The sequence below is a fragment of the Pseudomonas sp. PH1b genome, assembly GCF_000633395.1.
GTDB lineage: Bacteria > Pseudomonadota > Gammaproteobacteria > Pseudomonadales > Pseudomonadaceae > Aquipseudomonas.
Genome location: NZ_AYMU01000018.1, coordinates 16,034 through 33,074, shown reverse-complemented (window position 1 = coordinate 33,074; position 17,041 = coordinate 16,034). Strand labels below are relative to the sequence as shown.

At 64.1% G+C, this 17,041-nt stretch carries 17 protein-coding genes; 8 read left to right on the top strand and 9 right to left on the bottom strand.

All coding sequences use genetic code 11. The features are described from left to right. Window positions 1–114 precede the first annotated feature (114 nt). From U873_RS0124635 to U873_RS0124620, 4 genes are read left to right on the top strand one after another with little or no spacing between them, the layout of a single operon-like run. Window positions 115–2,055 (top strand): type VI secretion system Vgr family protein, encoded by a 1,941-nt coding sequence (locus U873_RS0124635; protein ID WP_025130786.1) that lies wholly within the window; start codon window positions 115–117, stop codon window positions 2,053–2,055. A 15-nt stretch (window positions 2,056–2,070) separates the two neighbouring features. Further along, entirely contained in the window at window positions 2,071–2,496 is a 426-nt protein-coding gene (locus U873_RS0124630) for a DcrB-related protein (protein ID WP_025130785.1), read from the top strand. Window positions 2,497–2,499: 3 nt separating this feature from the next. Continuing rightward, on the top strand, window positions 2,500–6,936 hold the full coding sequence (locus tag U873_RS0124625) for an RHS repeat-associated core domain-containing protein (RefSeq protein ID WP_025130784.1): 4,437 nt from the start codon (window positions 2,500–2,502) through the stop codon (window positions 6,934–6,936). Then, window positions 6,884–7,615, top strand: coding sequence for a hypothetical protein (locus U873_RS0124620; RefSeq protein WP_256244889.1), 732 nt, complete (start codon window positions 6,884–6,886; stop codon window positions 7,613–7,615). The genes U873_RS0124625 and U873_RS0124620 overlap by 53 nt, the downstream gene beginning before the upstream one ends. A 30-nt stretch (window positions 7,616–7,645) precedes the next feature. On the opposite strand, the gene U873_RS0124615 is transcribed toward U873_RS0124620, so the two are convergent. The 8 genes from U873_RS0124615 to U873_RS0124580 all read right to left on the bottom strand — a co-directional run bounded on the left by U873_RS0124615 (window position 7,646) and on the right by U873_RS0124580 (window position 12,660). Continuing rightward, window positions 7,646–7,909 carry a hypothetical protein gene (locus U873_RS0124615; protein ID WP_025130782.1) on the bottom strand — a complete coding sequence of 88 codons (264 nt, stop codon included), beginning with the start codon at window positions 7,907–7,909 and terminating at the stop codon, window positions 7,646–7,648. A gap of 8 nt (window positions 7,910–7,917) precedes the next feature. Next, a complete protein-coding gene (locus tag U873_RS0124610) occupies window positions 7,918–9,174 on the bottom strand; it encodes a PAAR domain-containing protein (protein WP_025130781.1) in 1,257 nt (418 codons plus the stop codon). A 23-nt stretch (window positions 9,175–9,197) separates the two neighbouring features. Next, complete coding sequence (locus U873_RS0124605) at window positions 9,198–9,632, bottom strand: DcrB-related protein (protein WP_025130780.1); 435 nt, start codon at window positions 9,630–9,632, stop codon at window positions 9,198–9,200. A gap of 154 nt (window positions 9,633–9,786) precedes the next feature. Beyond that, on the bottom strand, window positions 9,787–10,158 hold the full coding sequence (locus tag U873_RS0124600; RefSeq protein ID WP_025130779.1) for a hypothetical protein: 372 nt from the start codon (window positions 10,156–10,158) through the stop codon (window positions 9,787–9,789). Then, the gene (locus tag U873_RS0124595; protein ID WP_025130778.1) at window positions 10,146–10,670 is read right to left on the bottom strand and encodes a hypothetical protein; all 525 of its coding nucleotides are present in this window, start codon (window positions 10,668–10,670) and stop codon (window positions 10,146–10,148) included. Before U873_RS0124595 ends, U873_RS0124600 begins: the two co-directional genes overlap by 13 nt. Window positions 10,671–10,836: 166 nt before the next feature. Then, a complete protein-coding gene (locus tag U873_RS0124590; protein ID WP_011064269.1) occupies window positions 10,837–11,112 on the bottom strand; it encodes an HU family DNA-binding protein in 276 nt (91 codons plus the stop codon). 189 nt (window positions 11,113–11,301) lie between these two features. After that, entirely contained in the window at window positions 11,302–12,450 is a 1,149-nt protein-coding gene (locus U873_RS0124585) for an NAD(P)/FAD-dependent oxidoreductase (protein WP_025130777.1), read from the bottom strand. Between the two features lie 42 nt (window positions 12,451–12,492). Next, a complete protein-coding gene (locus U873_RS0124580; protein WP_025130776.1) occupies window positions 12,493–12,660 on the bottom strand; it encodes a rubredoxin in 168 nt (55 codons plus the stop codon). A 213-nt stretch (window positions 12,661–12,873) separates the two neighbouring features. On the opposite strand from U873_RS0124580, the gene U873_RS0124575 reads away from it, so the two are divergent. Then, window positions 12,874–13,437 carry a chorismate lyase gene (locus U873_RS0124575; RefSeq protein WP_025130775.1) on the top strand — a complete coding sequence of 188 codons (564 nt, stop codon included), beginning with the start codon at window positions 12,874–12,876 and terminating at the stop codon, window positions 13,435–13,437. Next, window positions 13,437–14,327 (top strand): 4-hydroxybenzoate octaprenyltransferase, encoded by an 891-nt coding sequence (gene ubiA / locus U873_RS0124570; RefSeq protein ID WP_025130774.1) that lies wholly within the window; start codon window positions 13,437–13,439, stop codon window positions 14,325–14,327. The genes U873_RS0124575 and ubiA overlap by 1 nt, the downstream gene beginning before the upstream one ends. Before the next feature lie 62 nt (window positions 14,328–14,389). On the opposite strand, the gene U873_RS0124565 is transcribed toward ubiA, so the two are convergent. After that, window positions 14,390–14,773 (bottom strand): hypothetical protein, encoded by a 384-nt coding sequence (locus tag U873_RS0124565; protein WP_025130773.1) that lies wholly within the window; start codon window positions 14,771–14,773, stop codon window positions 14,390–14,392. Window positions 14,774–14,924: 151 nt separating this feature from the next. Here U873_RS0124565 and phoB point away from each other — a divergent pair, with 151 nt between their 5' ends. Continuing rightward, window positions 14,925–15,614, top strand: coding sequence for a phosphate regulon transcriptional regulator PhoB (phoB, locus tag U873_RS0124560; protein ID WP_025130772.1), 690 nt, complete (start codon window positions 14,925–14,927; stop codon window positions 15,612–15,614). Between the two features lie 132 nt (window positions 15,615–15,746). Beyond that, the gene (gene phoR, locus U873_RS0124555) at window positions 15,747–17,039 is read left to right on the top strand and encodes a phosphate regulon sensor histidine kinase PhoR (RefSeq protein WP_371261350.1); all 1,293 of its coding nucleotides are present in this window, start codon (window positions 15,747–15,749) and stop codon (window positions 17,037–17,039) included. Window positions 17,040–17,041: the final 2 nt, after the last annotated feature.

Here is a 17,041-nt window from a genome sequence, read left to right as displayed (position 1 = left end):
GGAGCCGGCTTGCCGGCGAAGCGCCCGCCACGGTGACGAACCTGGCGCCTTCGCGAGCAAGCTCGCTCCTACCGGGGGCCGGCCAGGCACACCACGCATTCAACGAGACTGATGATGTTATTTCAGCAATCCACACGACTGGCACAGGTCAACTGCCCCCTGGGACCTGACGTCCTGCTGCTCAAGAGCATGAGTGGCGGCGAGGAACTGGGACGCCTGTTCGACTACCAGCTGCAACTGACCTCCAGCGACGCCAACATCGACCTCAACCAGTTGCTGGGCAAGCCCATGGGCTTGAGCGTGCAGCTGGATGGCGGCGGCCAGCGCCATTTCCACGGCATCGTCGCCCGTTGCAGCCAGAACATCGACAGCGGCCAGTTCGCCAGCTATCAAGTGACGCTGCGGCCCTGGCTGTGGCTGCTGAGCCGCACCTCCGATTGCCGGATTTTCCAGAACCTGAGCATCCCGCAGATCATCAAGCAGGTGTTTCGCGACCTGGGGTTTTCCGACTTCGAAGATGCGCTGAGCCGCCCCTACCGCGAGTGGGAATACTGCGTGCAGTACCGCGAGACCAGCTTCGATTTCGTCAGCCGGTTGATGGAGCAGGAAGGCATCTACTACTTCTTCCGCCACGAAAAGGGCCGCCACGTGCTGGTGCTGGCCGACGCCTACGGTGCCCACAGCAGCGTGCCGGGCTACGCCTCGGTGCCCTACTACCCGCGGGACGAACAACAGCGCGAACGCGACCACATGTTCGACTGGCACCTGGCCCAGGAGGTGCAGCCCGGCTCTCTTGAACTCAACGACTACGACTTCCAGCGCCCCAGTGCGCGGATCGATGTGCGCTCGGCCATGCCGCGCCCGCACACCGCCGGCGACTACCCGTTGTACGACTACCCCGGCACCTACGTGCAGAGCAGCGACGGCGAGCACTATGCCCAGACCCGCATCCAAGCCCTGCAAAGCCTGCATGAGCGCATCGAGTTCAGCGGCAATGCCCGGGGCCTGGGGGTGGGCAACCTGTTTACCCTCAGTGGCTTCAGCCGTCAGGACCAGAACCGCGAATACCTGATCGTCGGCATCCGCTACTACCTGGTCCAGGAAAGCCTGGAAAGCGGCGCCGGCGGCGGTTCGGCGCAATTTGAAAGCAGCCTGACCTGCATCGACGCCCAGCAGAGCTTCCGGCCCCTGGCCAGCACCCACAAGCCCATGGTCCAGGGCCCACAGACCGCGCGGGTGGTAGGCCCGTCCGGCGAGGAAATCTGGACCGACCAGTACGGCCGGGTCAAGGTGCACTTCCACTGGGACCGCCACGACCAGTCCAACGAAAACAGCTCCTGCTGGATTCGCGTGTCCCAGGCCTGGGCCGGCAAGAACTGGGGCTCGATGCAGATTCCGCGCATCGGCCAGGAAGTCATCGTCAGCTTCCTGGAAGGCGATCCCGACCGCCCGATCATCACCGGCCGGGTGTACAACGCCGAGCAGAGCGTGCCCTACGACCTGCCGGCCAACGCCACCCAGAGCGGGATGAAGAGTCGCTCGAGCAAGGGCGGCAGCCCGGCCAACTTCAACGAAATCCGCATGGAGGACAAAAAGGGCGCGGAGCAACTGTACATCCACGCCGAGCGCAACCAGGACATCGTGGTCGAGGTCAACGAAAGCCATTCGGTGGGCAACAATCGCAACAAGAGTATCGGCCACGACGAGTACGTGACCATCGGCAACAAGCGCACGCGGATCGTCCAGCATGTGGATGAACTGCGGGTCGGCGAGAAGAAGCTCGACAGCGTCGGCCAGAGCTATGTGATCGAGGTCGGCGAACGCCTGCGCCTGGTGTGCGGGGCCAGCATCCTGGAGCTCAACGCCAGCGGCCAGATCAACCTGTGTGGGGTCAACATCAGTGTTCATGCCTCCAGCGACGCGCAGATCAACACCGGCGGCGTGCTGCACCTGAACAACGGCGGCGGTCCGGATACCACCACCGAGGGCCAGGGTGTACAGGGCGCCATCAGCGCCCAGGTGAAAGCCGCCTTCCCCACGGCCACAGGCCAGTAACCGGATGCTTGCACCATGACCTACCGCCTCAACGAAATGCACTTCCAACTGCCCGCCAGTGAATTGCAGGATGCCTCGATCAACATCCTCAAGTTCCCGGCACTGGGGACCTCGCTGATCGTCAGCCGCAGCCTGCTGGCCGACGGCGAGACCCTGGAAAGCAGCCTGGCCAGCCAGCTGCAGCGGCTCGAGCAACAAGTCCAGGAACTGCGCTACCAGGCACCGCAAGCTGTGCTGCTGGGCCCGGCCCGGGACATCCCCGGCCAGGAGTTGCGCAGCCAGTTCAGCAAGGGCAGCGAGCGGGTATTCCAGTACCAACTGGCCCTGGTGCTGCCCGGCACCCGGCAGATGCTCGCCATGAGCTACGTCAAGGCGCAGCAGCTCGGCGACGCCGAGGCCGCCCATTGGGCACAGATCAAGAACACCCTGGTCCTGGGTTGAGCCATGTCTGACGCCTTGTGGGCCGCTCGGCTGGGCGACGGGCTGGAACACACCTCGATGATGGCCGACATCCTCGGCGGTGTGCTCGAGGTGGCGGCCAACGTAGCCATCGGCGCCCTGGCGACCATGGCGGTGGCCGCGGCAGCCGGGATCACCGTGGCCACCGGTGGCCTTGGCGCCTGCGTGCTGGGGCTGGTGGTGGGCGTGGTGGTCGGCGTGGTGATGAGCAAGACCGGGGCCGACAAGAAACTCAGCGGATTATGCGAGGACATCGGCAACGCCCTGTTCCCGCCCTCGATCCAGGCCACCATCGCCAGTGGCTCGACCAAGGTCCTGACCAACCACAAACCGGCGGCCCGCGCCGCCGGCACTGCGCCGCCGTCGCGGATCAGCGGCGACGGCGCCGAGGAAGGCGAGGCGACTGACACGCCCTCGGCGACTCCACAGGAGGACGCGGGATTCCTCGACATGGCCAAGGCGTTCTTCTCGCAGATGTGGCGCCCCACCGTGGCCTCCCCGGCTCCGGGTTCCGAGCCCAAGGACCAGGACCTGGTGACCTGCACCAAGCACCCGCCGATGCCCTTGCAGTACCTGGCCGAGGGTTCGGAAAAGGTCAGCATCGAGGGCCAGCCCGCGGTGCGCAGCGGTGATCGCAGCACCTGCGACGCCAAGGTGGTGTCCGCCGGCCCGATCTCCCCCGACGTGACCATCGGCGGCGGCTCGGTGGTGGTGCGCGAGATCCGCAGCGGCAAGACCCCGGGGGTGGGCCTGGCGGTGAGCGTGCTGATGATGCTCAAGGGCGGCAAGGGCAAATTCCTCAGCAACCTGCCGTGCATGCTGATGGCGGGGGTCAACTCCTTTGTCGTGGGCCAGGCGACCAACGCCCTGACCCGGGCCATCGCCGGCTCGCCGAACCCGGTGCACGCGGCGACCGGGGCCAAGGTGCTGGGGGACGACGAGGACCTGGATTTCGTGCTCCCCGGCCTCCTGCCCATCGACTGGCAGCGTTTCTACAACAGCCATGACCTGCGCCGCGACGGGCTGTTCGGCGCGGGCTGGAGCGTGCCCTATGAAATCAGCGTGGAGATCGACACCCACGAGGGTACCCAGCGCCTGATCTACTGCGACGAGCAGGGCCGGCGTATCGACATGGGCTGGGTTGCCCCGGGCGCTGCCGTGTTCTGCCCGGGGGAAGGGCTGAGCGTGAAGCACAACGCCGATGGGCGCTTGCTGATCGAAAGCGAAGATGGCCTGTATCGCCTGTTCGAACCGAGCCCGGCCCAACCGTCGAGGTTGCGTCTCGGCTTGCTGGGGGACCGCAATGACAACCGCATCCATATCGACTACGACGAATCGGGGCGCATCAGCGGCCTGCACGATGCACACGAACTGACTCGGATCGCGCTGACCTACAGCGCCACGTGGCCACGGCGAGTGGCGTGCATCGAGCGCCTCTACGCCGACCAACAGCGCGAGCTACTGGTGCGCTACGACTACGATGCCCAGGGTGACTTGGCCGCGGTGCACGACGCCAATGCCCAGCTGCAACGGTGCTTCGCCTACGACGCTGGCCGGCGCATGACCGAACACCGGCTGCCCACCGGCCTGCGCTGCTTCTATGAATGGGCCTGCATCGACCAGCGCGAATGGCGGGTAGTCCGGCACTGGACCGATGACGGCGCCGACTACTGCTTCGACTATGACTTGCAGGCCGGTACCACGCGCATTCGCGACGGCTTGCAGCGCACCAGCCTGCGGCGCTGGAACGCCCAGCAGCAGATCACCGAATACATCGACAACCTGGGCCTGGCCTGGCAGTTCGAGTGGAACGACGAGCGCCAGCTGCTGAGCGCCACCGATCCCCAAGGCGGCCAATACCGGTTTGGCTATGACGAGACCGGCAACCTGTGCTCGGCCACCGACCCACTGGGTCGTGCCGAGACCACCCTGTGGCTGGAGCACTGGTCGCTGCCGCTGGTGCACACCGATGCGGCAGGCAGCAGCTGGAGCTACGCGTACGACCAACGGGGCAACCGCATCCGCGAAACCGACCCCCTGGGCCAGGTCACCCAATACCGCCATGACGCCCGGGGCCTGGTCGTGGAAGTGATCGACGCCAGCGGCAAGAGCAAACACCTGCACTGGAATGACGCCGGGCAGTTGGTCAAGCATGTCGACTGCTCGGGCCTACCCACCACCTTCGGCTACGACCGTCGCGGTTGCCTGCAAGTGGTGACCAATGCCCTGGGCGAGCGCCAGACCTACGAACACGATACCAATGGCTATCTGCTGCAAAGCCAACTGCCGGACGGCCGCATAGAACGCTTCCAGCGTGATGCCAGCGGCCAGTTGACCGCCTACATCGACCCCGCCGGCCATGCCACGGGCTACCAGTACAACACTCGCGGCCAGGTCCAGCAGCGTACCGACGCCCTGGGCCGGCGTGTCGGCTTCAGCTACGACAGCTACAGGCGCCTGCTGGCCCTGAGCAACGAAAACGACGAGAGCTATGGCTTTTCCTGGGATGCCGGCGATCGCCTGATCGCGCAACAGAACCTGGATGGCGGCGCCCGGCGTTACGCCTATGACCCGCTGGACAACCCGACCCGTATCGAGTTCGTGCCGACACCCCACAGCGACCACCGGCTGGCAGCGGAATCAACGCCTGCGGCGCCGATCATTCATCACTTGCAGCGCGACCCGGTAGGGCGCCTGATCGCCAAGATCACCGACGACGGGGTGACCCGATACCGCTACGACCCGCTGGACCAACTGACCGCCGTAGAATTCACCGACACCCTGGGGCGCCAGCAACAGTTGGGCTTCGCCTACGATGCCCTCGGCCGCCTGCTGGAAGAACGCAGCGCAGCGGGCAGTCTTGAGCATCACTACGACGAACTCGACAACCTGGTCCAGACCCGCCTGCCGGACGGCCGCCAACTGAACCGGCTGTATTACGGCAGTGGCCACCTGCACCAGATCAATCTTGACGGCCTGGTGATCAGTGATTTCGAGCGCGACCGCCTGCATCGCGAAGTGTTGCGCACCCAGGGGCAGATCAGCACCCACAGCGAATACGACCGTTGCGGTCGCTTGCGCTCACGGGTCAGGCGCCCGGCACAAACACTCGCGGCACTGCCACCCAGCGCCCAGCGCCACTTCGAATTCGACCCCGGCGACCAGCTGATCGGGCGTACCGACCGGCACGCCAACGGCCAGGATCAACACCTGCTGGGCTATGACGCCAGTGGGCGCATCATCGCCAGCCAGGGGCATCTGCACGGGCACAATGAAACCTTCGCCTACGACGCCGCCGCCAACCTGCTCGACGGCCCGCAGGCAGGTGCTGGGCGGGTGCGCCACAACCTGCTGCTGACCTATCAGGACAAGCGCTATCGCTACGATGCTTTCGGGCGCTTGAGTGAGAAGCGCAGCGGCAAGCGAGGCGTACAGCGCTTTAGCTACGATGCCGAACACCGTCTGGTGGAAGTTCAGAACCAGGGCCCCGGCGGTGAAACCCGGGTGCAGATGAGCTACGACCCACTGGGGCGACGCATCCTTAAAAGCGTCCATGATCCGCAGGGTTATCCCCTGGGCGACACCCGCTTCACCTGGGAAGGCATGCGCCTGCTGCAAGAGCACAAGCACTCCCAGAGCAGCCTGTATATCTACAGCGACGAGAACGAATACGAGCCCCTGGCCCGCGTTGACGGCGAGGCTGGCGCGCAAAAGGTCCGTTATTACCACAATGACCTCAACGGCCAACCCGAACAGCTGACCGAAGCCCAGGGTCACAGCGTCTGGCGCGCTCGCTACCACGTCTGGGGCAACACCGTGGAAGAGGTGCGCGAGCCCTACTACATCGAGGAACAGAACCTCAGGTTCCAAGGTCAGTACCTGGACCGGGAAACCGGCCTGCACTACAACACCCTGCGCTATTACGACCCCGACATCGGACGCTTCACCACCCCGGATCCAATTGGCCTGGGCGGTGGCATCAATGCCTATACCTACGCCGACAACCCTTTCGGCTGGATCGACCCGCTGGGCCTGGCACCTTGCGGCGCCGGCGGCAAAGTCCATGGCAACAGCAACTCGAGCACCAAGCCCAACCACGTGTATGTGATCGTCGATACCCGTACAGGGAAGATGATGAAACCGGGGATCAGCGGCCAGCCCCTGAACAAGAACGGCAGCTCCCCCCGGGCGAACACCCAGCTGGCCGCACTCAACAAACCCGTGCCGGGACGTTACAAGGCGGTGATCGTGGAGAAGAACAAGACCCGGGTCCAGGCCAAGGCCACCGAGCAGAAAATCACCGACAAATATGGTGCCCGCAACAGCGGTAAATCGCCCTCGAGCATCCACAAGAGGCCGGTGACGCAAGTTGACACTCGAGATGGCTACACGAAACTATACGGCACGCCAGACAACCGCTAGAACGCACAGCGAACACCCCATGACACTCAACATGCTGACCCTTCAAGAAAGTGATGCGGCCCCACGCACGGTAGGCACCCGCCTTCGCCAACTGAGCCACCCCCTCACTGAAATCTTCATGGCCTTGCTGCCGAAAATCGACGTCAACGGCAGCAGCAAGGTAACCATAGCGCTGGGACCGCAAGGAGATGAAGAGGCGTTCGACAACGTTCTGGGCGTCACCTGCGTGTTCATCGAGGATTTCGACTTCAAGCACTTCCTGGCCCAGGACCCTGCCACGCAGAACAACCAGTTGCTGGAGCTGCTGCGACAGAACCTGATCGCGATTGCCACCCGCAAAGGCGAGAATGCACAAGCGGTCGACGCGATCAACGCCACCGCCGACGCCGTCGCTCAGGCCCAGTTCCAGTTGACCCTGCCGATCAAGAAATTGAGCAAAAGCAGCAAGGACCGAAAAACCCGCTTCGACATTTTCCGACGCCTTGATTCAGCCGTCGGCGAAGCCTGGTACTGCGAGGTCACCCGGCCCGGCGCAGAGGCGGCGGAAAAGATCTGCATGAACGATCTGCCCGGGCTGATCGACCGCCGCGATTTCTTCAAGACGGCCGAAGTGACCGACAGCGGTTACAGCGTCAAGAACCGCTTTGGCAAGGTGGTTTTCCAGGCCCCGCTGGCCTGAGCCGGCGGCGCTGACGAGCCGGGCTTGAGCTCAGATCGCCGTGCCGCGATTATTGCCCGGCTTCATCATCAGCAATTGATCCAGCTCGCGCTTCCTGGCGCGGGTGACAAACTCCAGCGCCGCTTGCAGGTCCTGCTCAAACAACTCGAAGGTGGCCCGATCGATGGCGTAGTACTCTTCGTAGTCGACCATGCCGTTGCTGACCGGGAAGGAGACGTAGTACTGGCCGGAGACTTCCTCGATGCCCATCGAGAACATCTCTTCACGGTTTACAAACAGATCGTTGAATTTCATGTCGGTCCTTAGAATTTGAGTATTTTCCAATCCAGGTCACTGGTCTTGACCCCGCCGGCATCGATCACCGCTTCACTGGTGCCCTTGGGCAGCTTGCCGCCGGGGATCCAGAAATCGTTGGCCCCGGCCTCATTGCCCGAAGGAATGCGCAGGCCCATGTCCTTGGGTGCGGGGAGGTCGATGCGCACCAACTCGCCGGTCTCGAGGAATTTTTCCGGAAGGCCCAGGGCCTCCTCCAGCGCGCGGTTATTGCCCTTGGTGCGGGCCAGGAGCTGGTCAACCTCATGCTTGGGCATTATGAACGAAGTGCCATCCCTCTGAGCGATGCCGTACTTGTCCAGGTTACCTTTGGGCATCAATCGCGAGGCGCCCTTGTCGAACTGCGCCAGGTGCCGGGACATGTATTGCGGGGTCAGGTATTCCGACGGGTCCGGGCGCGAGCCCTTGGGAATGCCGAGGATGTCGGCCTCGCTGAAGCCCGGCTTGAACTTGGGCGGCTCGATTCTCTTGGCCATCTTCGGCCCCAGGCCCAGCATCGCCATGCCGGCCATGCCCTGGAGCAGGTCGCGATAACCCGGGCCGAGGCGATCGCCCAGTTGCCCGAGCAACTCCATGCCGCCCATCATCGCTCCGCCGATGGCAACGGCCCCGGCAAAGGCGGCAAAACCGGCCATGGCCGCCATCACCAGTGCAGCGCCTGCCGCGGCGATCCCCAGGGCCTCGAGCCCGGTGTGCATCCAGCCTTCGATATCCAGCACGAAGGCCACTTGCACCGTGGGGCCGCCGATGAAGGTGTTGTGGCTGCCGGTCTTGATATGGGCGCCGCAGACCATCTTGCTCTGCAACCGCGCAGCCGGCTTGCCGTTGATGGTGACCTTGGCGCTGCCCTCGGCGATCAGCACCGGGAATGGCCAGATCGGGTGGTTCAGCGGCAGGCCGCTGCACGAGGACGAGCTGTCCTGCCCTGCGCGCATGCCATTGCGCAGGTTGATATAGACGTTGAAGCTGCCCTCCACCAACACCCCCGTGCCGGGTTCGGGCAGGTTGAAGATGGTGCTCAGGCCCTTGGCGATCTGGAACATCGACAGGCCGCCCGCGGCCACCGAGCCCGCGATGATGGCGATTGCCACCCCACCGGTGGCCACCGTCGCGGCCACCACGGCGGCCCCGATCAGGGCGCCGACAACGGCCCCGGCCACCATCGCCGCGACACCAAAACCATGGGCGATCTCATCCCCCAGACGCGCTGCTGCCAACATATCCATGACGGGTTACTCAGCCGCGATGATCAGGCTACCGGGGGCTGAGGCACGAGGCTTTGCATGGCCTGCTTCCAGGCCGGCTCGTGGTGCACCAGATCATTGACCGTGGTGGTCAGGGTGGTAATCAGCACCGCCGGCTTACGCTCGATGAACACCTGGCGCAGCATCAGCTCGCGGCCTTCGCGTTTCCAGCTGTAGTCCAGCAGTACCGCGGCGTGGCCGTGCATGTCGAAGTCCCAGCGCTTGAGCAGGTTGAAGCCCGGCAGTTGCTGCTCGGCGCTGCTCAGTTGGGTGGCCACATAGTCGGCGAAGGGGGCATCGCCCTGGCTCGGGTCACGGCTGATGACGAAGCTGGCTTCCTGGGCACCGCCCACGGCCGGCAGCTTGAAGATGTTGATGCTCTGATCCTGCCAGGTGTCGGGGATATCGAGGTTGGCTTCTTGAATGCGGTAAGAGGACAAGAGGTTCGCGTTCCATGCAAAAAGGGGGAAATCGGACAGCGGCAAATCTTCAAGCAATGACCGGCAACAATCAAGGAACCTGTCGGCAACTCTGTGTAAAGAAAGCCGCGTTTCCCGGCGTGCCGCTACGTGCTCGAACGCGCCAGGCCAGGGCTCAGCGCGCCTTGAGGCAGGAGGCGTAGGCTCGGGCGAAACGAGGGTCGAACTTGAGCGCCTGGGGCTCTTCGGGATCGATGCTGACGTTCCACAACGCCTGCTCTGGCACGTCGTAACGAACCCAGCCAATGATGCCGCTGCCGGAGGTTTCATAGAACAGCTGCAGGCTCAGTTGCTCGCCATCATCGCGGTCGATCAGCAGCTTGAGCCGCTCCGGGGTGGTGAAGTCGCGGTAGGGAAAATCGCTGCTCCTGACCATCTCGGTGAGGTAGCCGTAGCAACCCTGGCCCGGAGCCGGTTCGTCGGCGTGGGCCGGTACAGCGATGCAGCCCATCAGCAAGCCGAGGCCCGCCAGGTTCAAGTTCCGCATGATTGCCCCTTGAGGGTCAGGGTTTCGACCTGATCGTTCATCTCGATCTTTGCCAGCACCTGGCGGTCGTGGGATTCCTGGTATTCGCTGAAATTGTTGCGCTTGAGGATGTCCAGGGTGACCCGGATAGCGGCACCGGCACTCTGGTATTCGCTGCGCTGGGGACTCTGGGCGGCACCGGTGAGCTCCACCAGCTTGCCGCCGGTCTTGAGGTAGAGGTAGCGCTCGTCCACCTCCACCAGCAGCCGTGGGGCCTTGGGCGCTACGCTGTAGTCCTCGTGGGCCAGGGAGTAGCCGCAAAGCCAGGCGCCGGAACTCTCGTACTTCTGGCTGTGGAACCAGGCCAGGGCCTCGCGGTAGCCGATCTGCTCGAGCCGCGAGTCGTTGCCGGCAGCGGCCGAGGACAAGCCAAGGCTGAACAGGCAGCCCACTATCAGGGCAGCTGTACCGGAGCGTCCCAGACCGTGCAGCAGTGCTGCCCATGAAAGGGGTCTGTCAGTGGGGCGGGTCATCCTTGGCCTTTGGATCAAACATCTAACGATCGCGCATCCTAGCCACGCCAAAGCGGCTTCGCAAGAACATCTGCGGGCAAACGGCAGGCAAAAAAATAGGCACCCGATGCGCTCGGCGTGCCTATTTTCCCCTGCGTGCCCCCGCTCACGGGAGCCCGCTCAATGCTTATGGGTTGACGCTGTCTTTCAGCGACTTGCCCGGTTTGAATGCCACGGTGTTGCTGGCCTTGATCTTCACCGGCTCGCCGGTTTGCGGGTTCTTGCCGGTGCGGGCACCACGGTGACGCTGCAGGAAGGTCCCGAAGCCAACGAGGGTGACGCTGTCCTTGCGATGCAGGGCCCCGGTGATTTCTTCGAGAATGGCGTTGAGCACACGATTGGCCTGCTCTTTGGTCAGGTCCGCTTTTTCAGCAATGGCTGCGGCGAGTTCTGGTTTACGCATAGTGTGAAGCCTCTTTGACGGTTTTTTGTTGTTATGTCCGTGCTGTTCACGGGAACAGCGCCCAAGGCGCCGCAGGCTCTACGCTGCGGCAGACGGGTGTGAGGATGGCACGCGCTTGAGAGTGGCGCCAGTCTCCCCGCGACCTTTGTGAGGGCTAGAACCGGTTTATTCCGACAGAACGACCGGTATTTAAGCCAGCAGGGCCGGAAGTTCCTTGTTCAGGGCCAGTTTCTCCATCACCGCCGCGCCGGTCAGGGCGTAGCCCAGCAGCTGCCCGCTGGCATCGCGGCACAGAACCTTGATGTCGGCCCCCTGCCCTTCGGTGCTCCAGACGCCCTCGGCACCCCGCGGCGGCGGCGAGACCACCAGCGGGCAGACCGGGGTCTTCACGGTGATCGGCATCGGCCCGTAGCTGACCGCCGTCGGATTGCCGGCCAGGGTCTGCGCCAGGGCCCGGGCGCAGCTCATCAGCGGCATCACGTACAGCAGGTTGAGGCCATCCACCTCGGCGCAATCGCCCAGGGCATAGATGTTGGCGTGGGAGGTCTTCAGCTCGCGGTCCACCACCACGCCGCGATTGACCATCAACCCCGCGGCGGCGGCCAGATCGATGCGCGGGCGCAGGCCGATGGCCGAGACCACCAGGTCGCAGGCAATCACCTGGCCATCGGACAGGTGTGCCTCCAGGCCATCGGCGCTGCGCTGCAGGCGGTTGAGCACCGGCCCCAGGTGGAACCGCGCACCGAGGCTTTCCAGGCCGGCCTGGACTGCCGCGGCGGCGGCCGGATGCAACAGGGTCGGCATCACCTGCTCGCAGGGTGCAACCAGGTCCACTTCATAGCCGCCCAGGATCAGGTCGTTGGCAAACTCGCAGCCAATCAGGCCGGCCCCCAGCAGCAGCACCCGGCGCTTGCCGGCCGCCGCAGCCCGAAAGCGCGCGTAGTCCTCCAGGTCGTTGATGGGAAACACCAGCTCGCTGGCGTCGCCCTGCACTGGCACGCGCACGGTTTCCGCACCCCAGGCCAGGATCAGGTCGCGGTAGGCCACGGCCTCCTCGCCAATCCACAGGCGCTTGTGCCCCGGGTCGATACCGCTGATGCGGGTGTGGGTGCGCACCTCGGCATTGAGCTGCTCGGCCATGGTGCCGGGCTCGGCCATGCTCAGGCCGTCGGCGTCCTTGTTCTTGCCAAAACCGGTGGAGAGCATCGGCTTGGAGTAGGAACGGCCGTCATCGGCGGTGATCAGCAACAGCGGCGTCTGGCCGTCGAGCTTGCGAAATTCCCGGGCCAGGTTGTAACCCGCCAGGCCTGTCCCCACGATCACTACCGGTGCGCTCATTCCCTGCTCCTTGTTATTGGTCATTGAATCCACAAAATTCGATCAAGCGATTTCGATCATCTCGAAATCCATCTTGCCTACGCCGCAGTCCGGGCACAGCCAGTCTTCGGGTACATCTTCCCAACGGGTACCCGGCAAAATACCGTCGTCCGGCCAGCCTTCCGCTTCGTTGTAAATCAGGCCGCAGACCACACATTGCCACTTTTTCATTGATGCATTTCCTCGGGAATTCAGGCTTTGCCGGTGGGGCGGTCGATGGGTCGACTCTGGGAGCCCTGCTGCTCAGCGCCCGGCACTGGGGTTTTTTACTGATCAGTACCGGCAGATGCAAGCACGTTCGTGCCGCCGGACGTCCTGGATCAATCAAAACAGCCGGTGCCATGCTAAGCTCGCCGCCTCATTTGCTGCCAATACTGACCCACTGTGCCGCACTCAATGCCCCCCGCGCCGGCCCCGAGCTGGCTGGCGCAAAACCGTCTGTCCCCTTTCCCCGGGACGCTCGTCGCGAACTGGCTGTTCGATGAAGGGTCGCTGACCCGACGCCTGTCCCGGCTTTCCCACGACGCCTTCAGCGTCACGCCGCTGGTGGAAGGGTGGCAGGCTCTGCGCAACGATGAATGCGCCGCCCTGGGGCTGCCCGAGCAGAGCGAAGGCTGGGTTCGCGAGGTCTACCTGCGCGGCCACGGTGAGGCCTGGGTGTTTGCCCGCAGCGTCGCCGCCCGCAGCGCCTTGCTCGATGGCGGCTTGAATATCGACGAACTGGGCAGCCGCTCCCTGGGCGAGCTGCTGTTCTGCGACGAAGCCTTTACCCGCCGCCCCATCGAAGTCTGCCGCTATCCACAGCAGTGGCTGCCGGCGGCCGTCTGCACCAGCGGCCTGTGGGGCCGTCGCTCGCGCTTCGACCGCGGGCCGCTGAGCCTGCTGGTGGCCGAAGTCTTCCTGCCCAGCCTATGGACCGCCATTGATGCCCGACCGGAGGCCTGCTGATGTACCTGCGCCTGCTCAAATCCCTGAACCGCCTGCATCCACGGGCCTGGGACTTCCTGCAACTGACCCGCATGGACAAGCCGATCGGCATCTACCTGTTGCTCTGGCCAACCCTGGTGGCGCTGTGGATCGCCGCCGAGGGCAAACCTTCCCTCAGCCACGTACTGATCTTCACCTTCGGCGTAGTGCTGACGCGGGCCGGCGGCTGCGCGATCAACGACTTCGCCGACCGCAAGGTCGACGGCCAGGTCAAGCGCACCGACCAGCGCCCACTGGCCACCGGCAAGGTCAGCGCCAAGGAGGCCCTGGTACTGTTCGCCGGGCTCATGGGCACAGCCTTCCTGCTGGTGCTGTGCACCAACGCCACCACGGTCTGGCTGTCGTTCGGCGCCCTGGCCCTGGCCGCCTGTTACCCCTTCATGAAGCGCTACACCTACTACCCGCAGGTGGTGCTGGGGGCCGCCTACTCCTGGGGCATCCTGATGACCTTCACCGCGCAGAACGGTGAACTGCCGGCCACGGCCTGGCTGCTGTACATCGCCAACCTGCTGTGGACCGTGGGCTACGACACCTACTACGCCATGACCGACCGCGACGACGACCTGAAGATCGGAGTCAAGTCCACGGCGATCCTGTTCGGCGATGCCGACCGGGTGATCATTCTCACCCTGCAGGGCCTGTCCCTGGGCTGCCTGCTGTTGGCCGGGGCGCGGTTCAATCTGGGGGGCTGGTTCCACCTGGGGCTGGCAGTGGCGGCGGCGTGTTTCGCCTGGGAGTTCTGGTACACCCGGGACCGCGACCGGCTGAAGTGCTTCAAGGCTTTCCTGCACAACCACTGGGCGGGGCTGGCGATCTTTATCGGCGTGGTCCTGGACTACACAGGGCGCTGAGCCAGGCCGGGCTCCGTGAAGGGTTCCCCGCAGCCGCGCCGCGGCTACGGGGCAGGCGGAGGTCAGTCGGACTTGGCGACCTTCCAGGCGCCGTCCATCTTGCCCTCACCGGTCATGTCGCCGGCTTTCTTGTCCATCACGAATCCGTACAGCGGCTTGCCGTCATAGGCCCATTGCATCTTGCCGTCGTCGCGCTTGATCACGCTCCACTTGCCCATCGCCTTGTCGCTGCCTTCGGCCATCAATGGCGGCCAGTTGGTCGCACACTTGTCGTTGCACATGGACTTGCCATCAGCGTCCTTGGCAAAGGTGTAGAGGGTCATGCCCTTGTGATCCACCAGCATGCCGTCCTTGCTCATTGCCGGCTCCGCGGCCAGGGCGAACGTCGGCAGGGCCAGGGCGGCACCCACCAGCAGAACTTTCAGAGATTGCTTGAACAGAGTCATGGAAACCTTCTTTTGTGGTTGTCAGGAATCGGACTCAAAGCTTAGTCGACGAAGCTGCAGCACGCTGCGCGACCTGAAATACTGTCACACGACTGCAATAATTCCGTTATCTAATGCGGCGCAAGACAGTTAAATGACAAGAGGTTCAAGCATGGTTGGCAGAAGCATTCTGATCGTTGACGACGAAGCGCCTATTCGCGAAATGATCGCCGTTGCGTTGGAAATGGCCGGCTATGACTGCATGGAGGCAGAGAACTCGCAGCAAGCCCATGCCATCATCGTCGATCGCAAGCCGGACCTGATCCTGCTGGACTGGATGCTGCCCGGCACCTCAGGCATCGAGCTGGCCCGGCGCCTCAAGCGCGACGAGCTGACCGGGGACATCCCGATCATCATGCTCACCGCCAAGGGCGAAGAGGACAACAAGATCCAGGGCCTGGAAGTCGGCGCCGACGACTACATCACCAAGCCGTTCTCCCCCCGCGAACTGGTGGCCCGCCTCAAGGCCGTACTGCGCCGCGCCGGCCCGTCCGATGGCGAAGCACCGATCGAAGTCGGCGGCCTGCTGCTGGACCCCATCAGCCACCGGGTGACCATCGACGGCAAGCCGGCGGAAATGGGCCCGACCGAATACCGCCTGCTGCAGTTCTTCATGACCCACCAGGAACGCGCCTACACCCGCGGCCAGCTGCTGGACCAGGTCTGGGGCGGCAATGTGTACGTCGAGGAGCGCACCGTGGATGTGCACATCCGCCGGCTGCGCAAGGCCCTGGGTGATGCCTACGAAAATCTGGTACAAACCGTGCGCGGCACCGGCTATCGTTTTTCCACCAAGGCCTAACAACAGCTGCAAGCGGTATGTCACAAGCGGCAAATCGATAACCGACCGCCTCTGGACTTGCAGCTTGCGGCTTACAGCATGGAGCTGCTCCTCAAAGTGAATCAAAACTGGCATGGCACCCTGATTCGCCACATGCTGCTGTTGGTCACCGCCTGCCTGCTGGTGGGCCTGATCAGTGGCTACTACGGCTGGAGCCTGGCCGCCGGGCTGGGTCTCTACCTGGCCTGGACCCTCAAGCAACTGCTGCGTCTGCACGAATGGCTGCGCCTGCACCAGCCCGATGAGGCCCCACCCGACGGCTATGGCCTGTGGGGCGAGGTGTTCGACAGCATCTATCACCTGCAACGTCGCGACCAGCGAGTGCGTGGGCGCCTGCAGGCGGTGATCGATCGGGTCCAGGAATCCACCGCCGCCTTGAAAGACGCGGTGATCATGCTCGACAGCGATGGCAACCTGGAATGGTGGAACCGCGCCGCCGAGACCCTGCTGGGCCTCAAGACCCCGCAAGACAGCGGCCAGCCGGTGACCAACCTGGTGCGCCACCCGCGCTTCAAGGAATACTTCGAACAGGACAGCTACGCCGAGCCGCTGGAGATCCCCTCCCCGGCCAACGACCGCGTGCGCATCCAGCTGTACATCACCCGCTATGGCAACAACGAGCACCTGATGCTGGTGCGCGACGTGACCCGCATCCACCAGCTGGAGCAGATGCGCAAGGACTTCATCGCCAACGTGTCCCACGAGCTGCGTACCCCGCTGACAGTGATCTGCGGCTACCTGGAGACCCTGCTGGATAACGTCGAGGAAGTGAACCCGCGCTGGAACCGCGCCCTGCAGCAGATGCAGCAGCAAGGCGGGCGCATGCAGACCCTGCTTAACGACCTTCTGCTGCTGGCCAAGCTGGAGGCCACCGACTACCCCTCGGACAACCAGCCGGTGCCCATCGACGCACTGCTGCAATCGATCAAGAGCGACGCCCAGGCGCTGTCCGGGGAGCGCAACCAGCACATCACCCTGGAAGCCGACGCCTCGGTGCAGCTCAAGGGCAGTGAGGCAGAGCTGCGCAGCGCCTTCTCCAACCTGGTGTTCAATGCAGTGAAATACACCCCCGCCGAAGGCAATATCCGCATTCGCTGGTGGGGCGACGAGCACGGCGCGCACCTGAGCGTGCAGGACTCGGGGATCGGCATCGACAACAAGCACCTGCCGCGCCTCACCGAACGCTTCTACCGGGTGGACTCCAGCCGCAACTCCAACACCGGCGGCACCGGCCTGGGCCTGGCCATCGTCAAGCACGTGCTGCTGCGCCACCGGGCCCGCCTGGAGATCAGCAGCGTGCTGGGCCACGGCAGTACCTTCACCTGCCATTTCGCACCGGCCCAGGTGAAAAAAAACCGCGCCAGCAGCCTCACCGACCAGCGCTGACA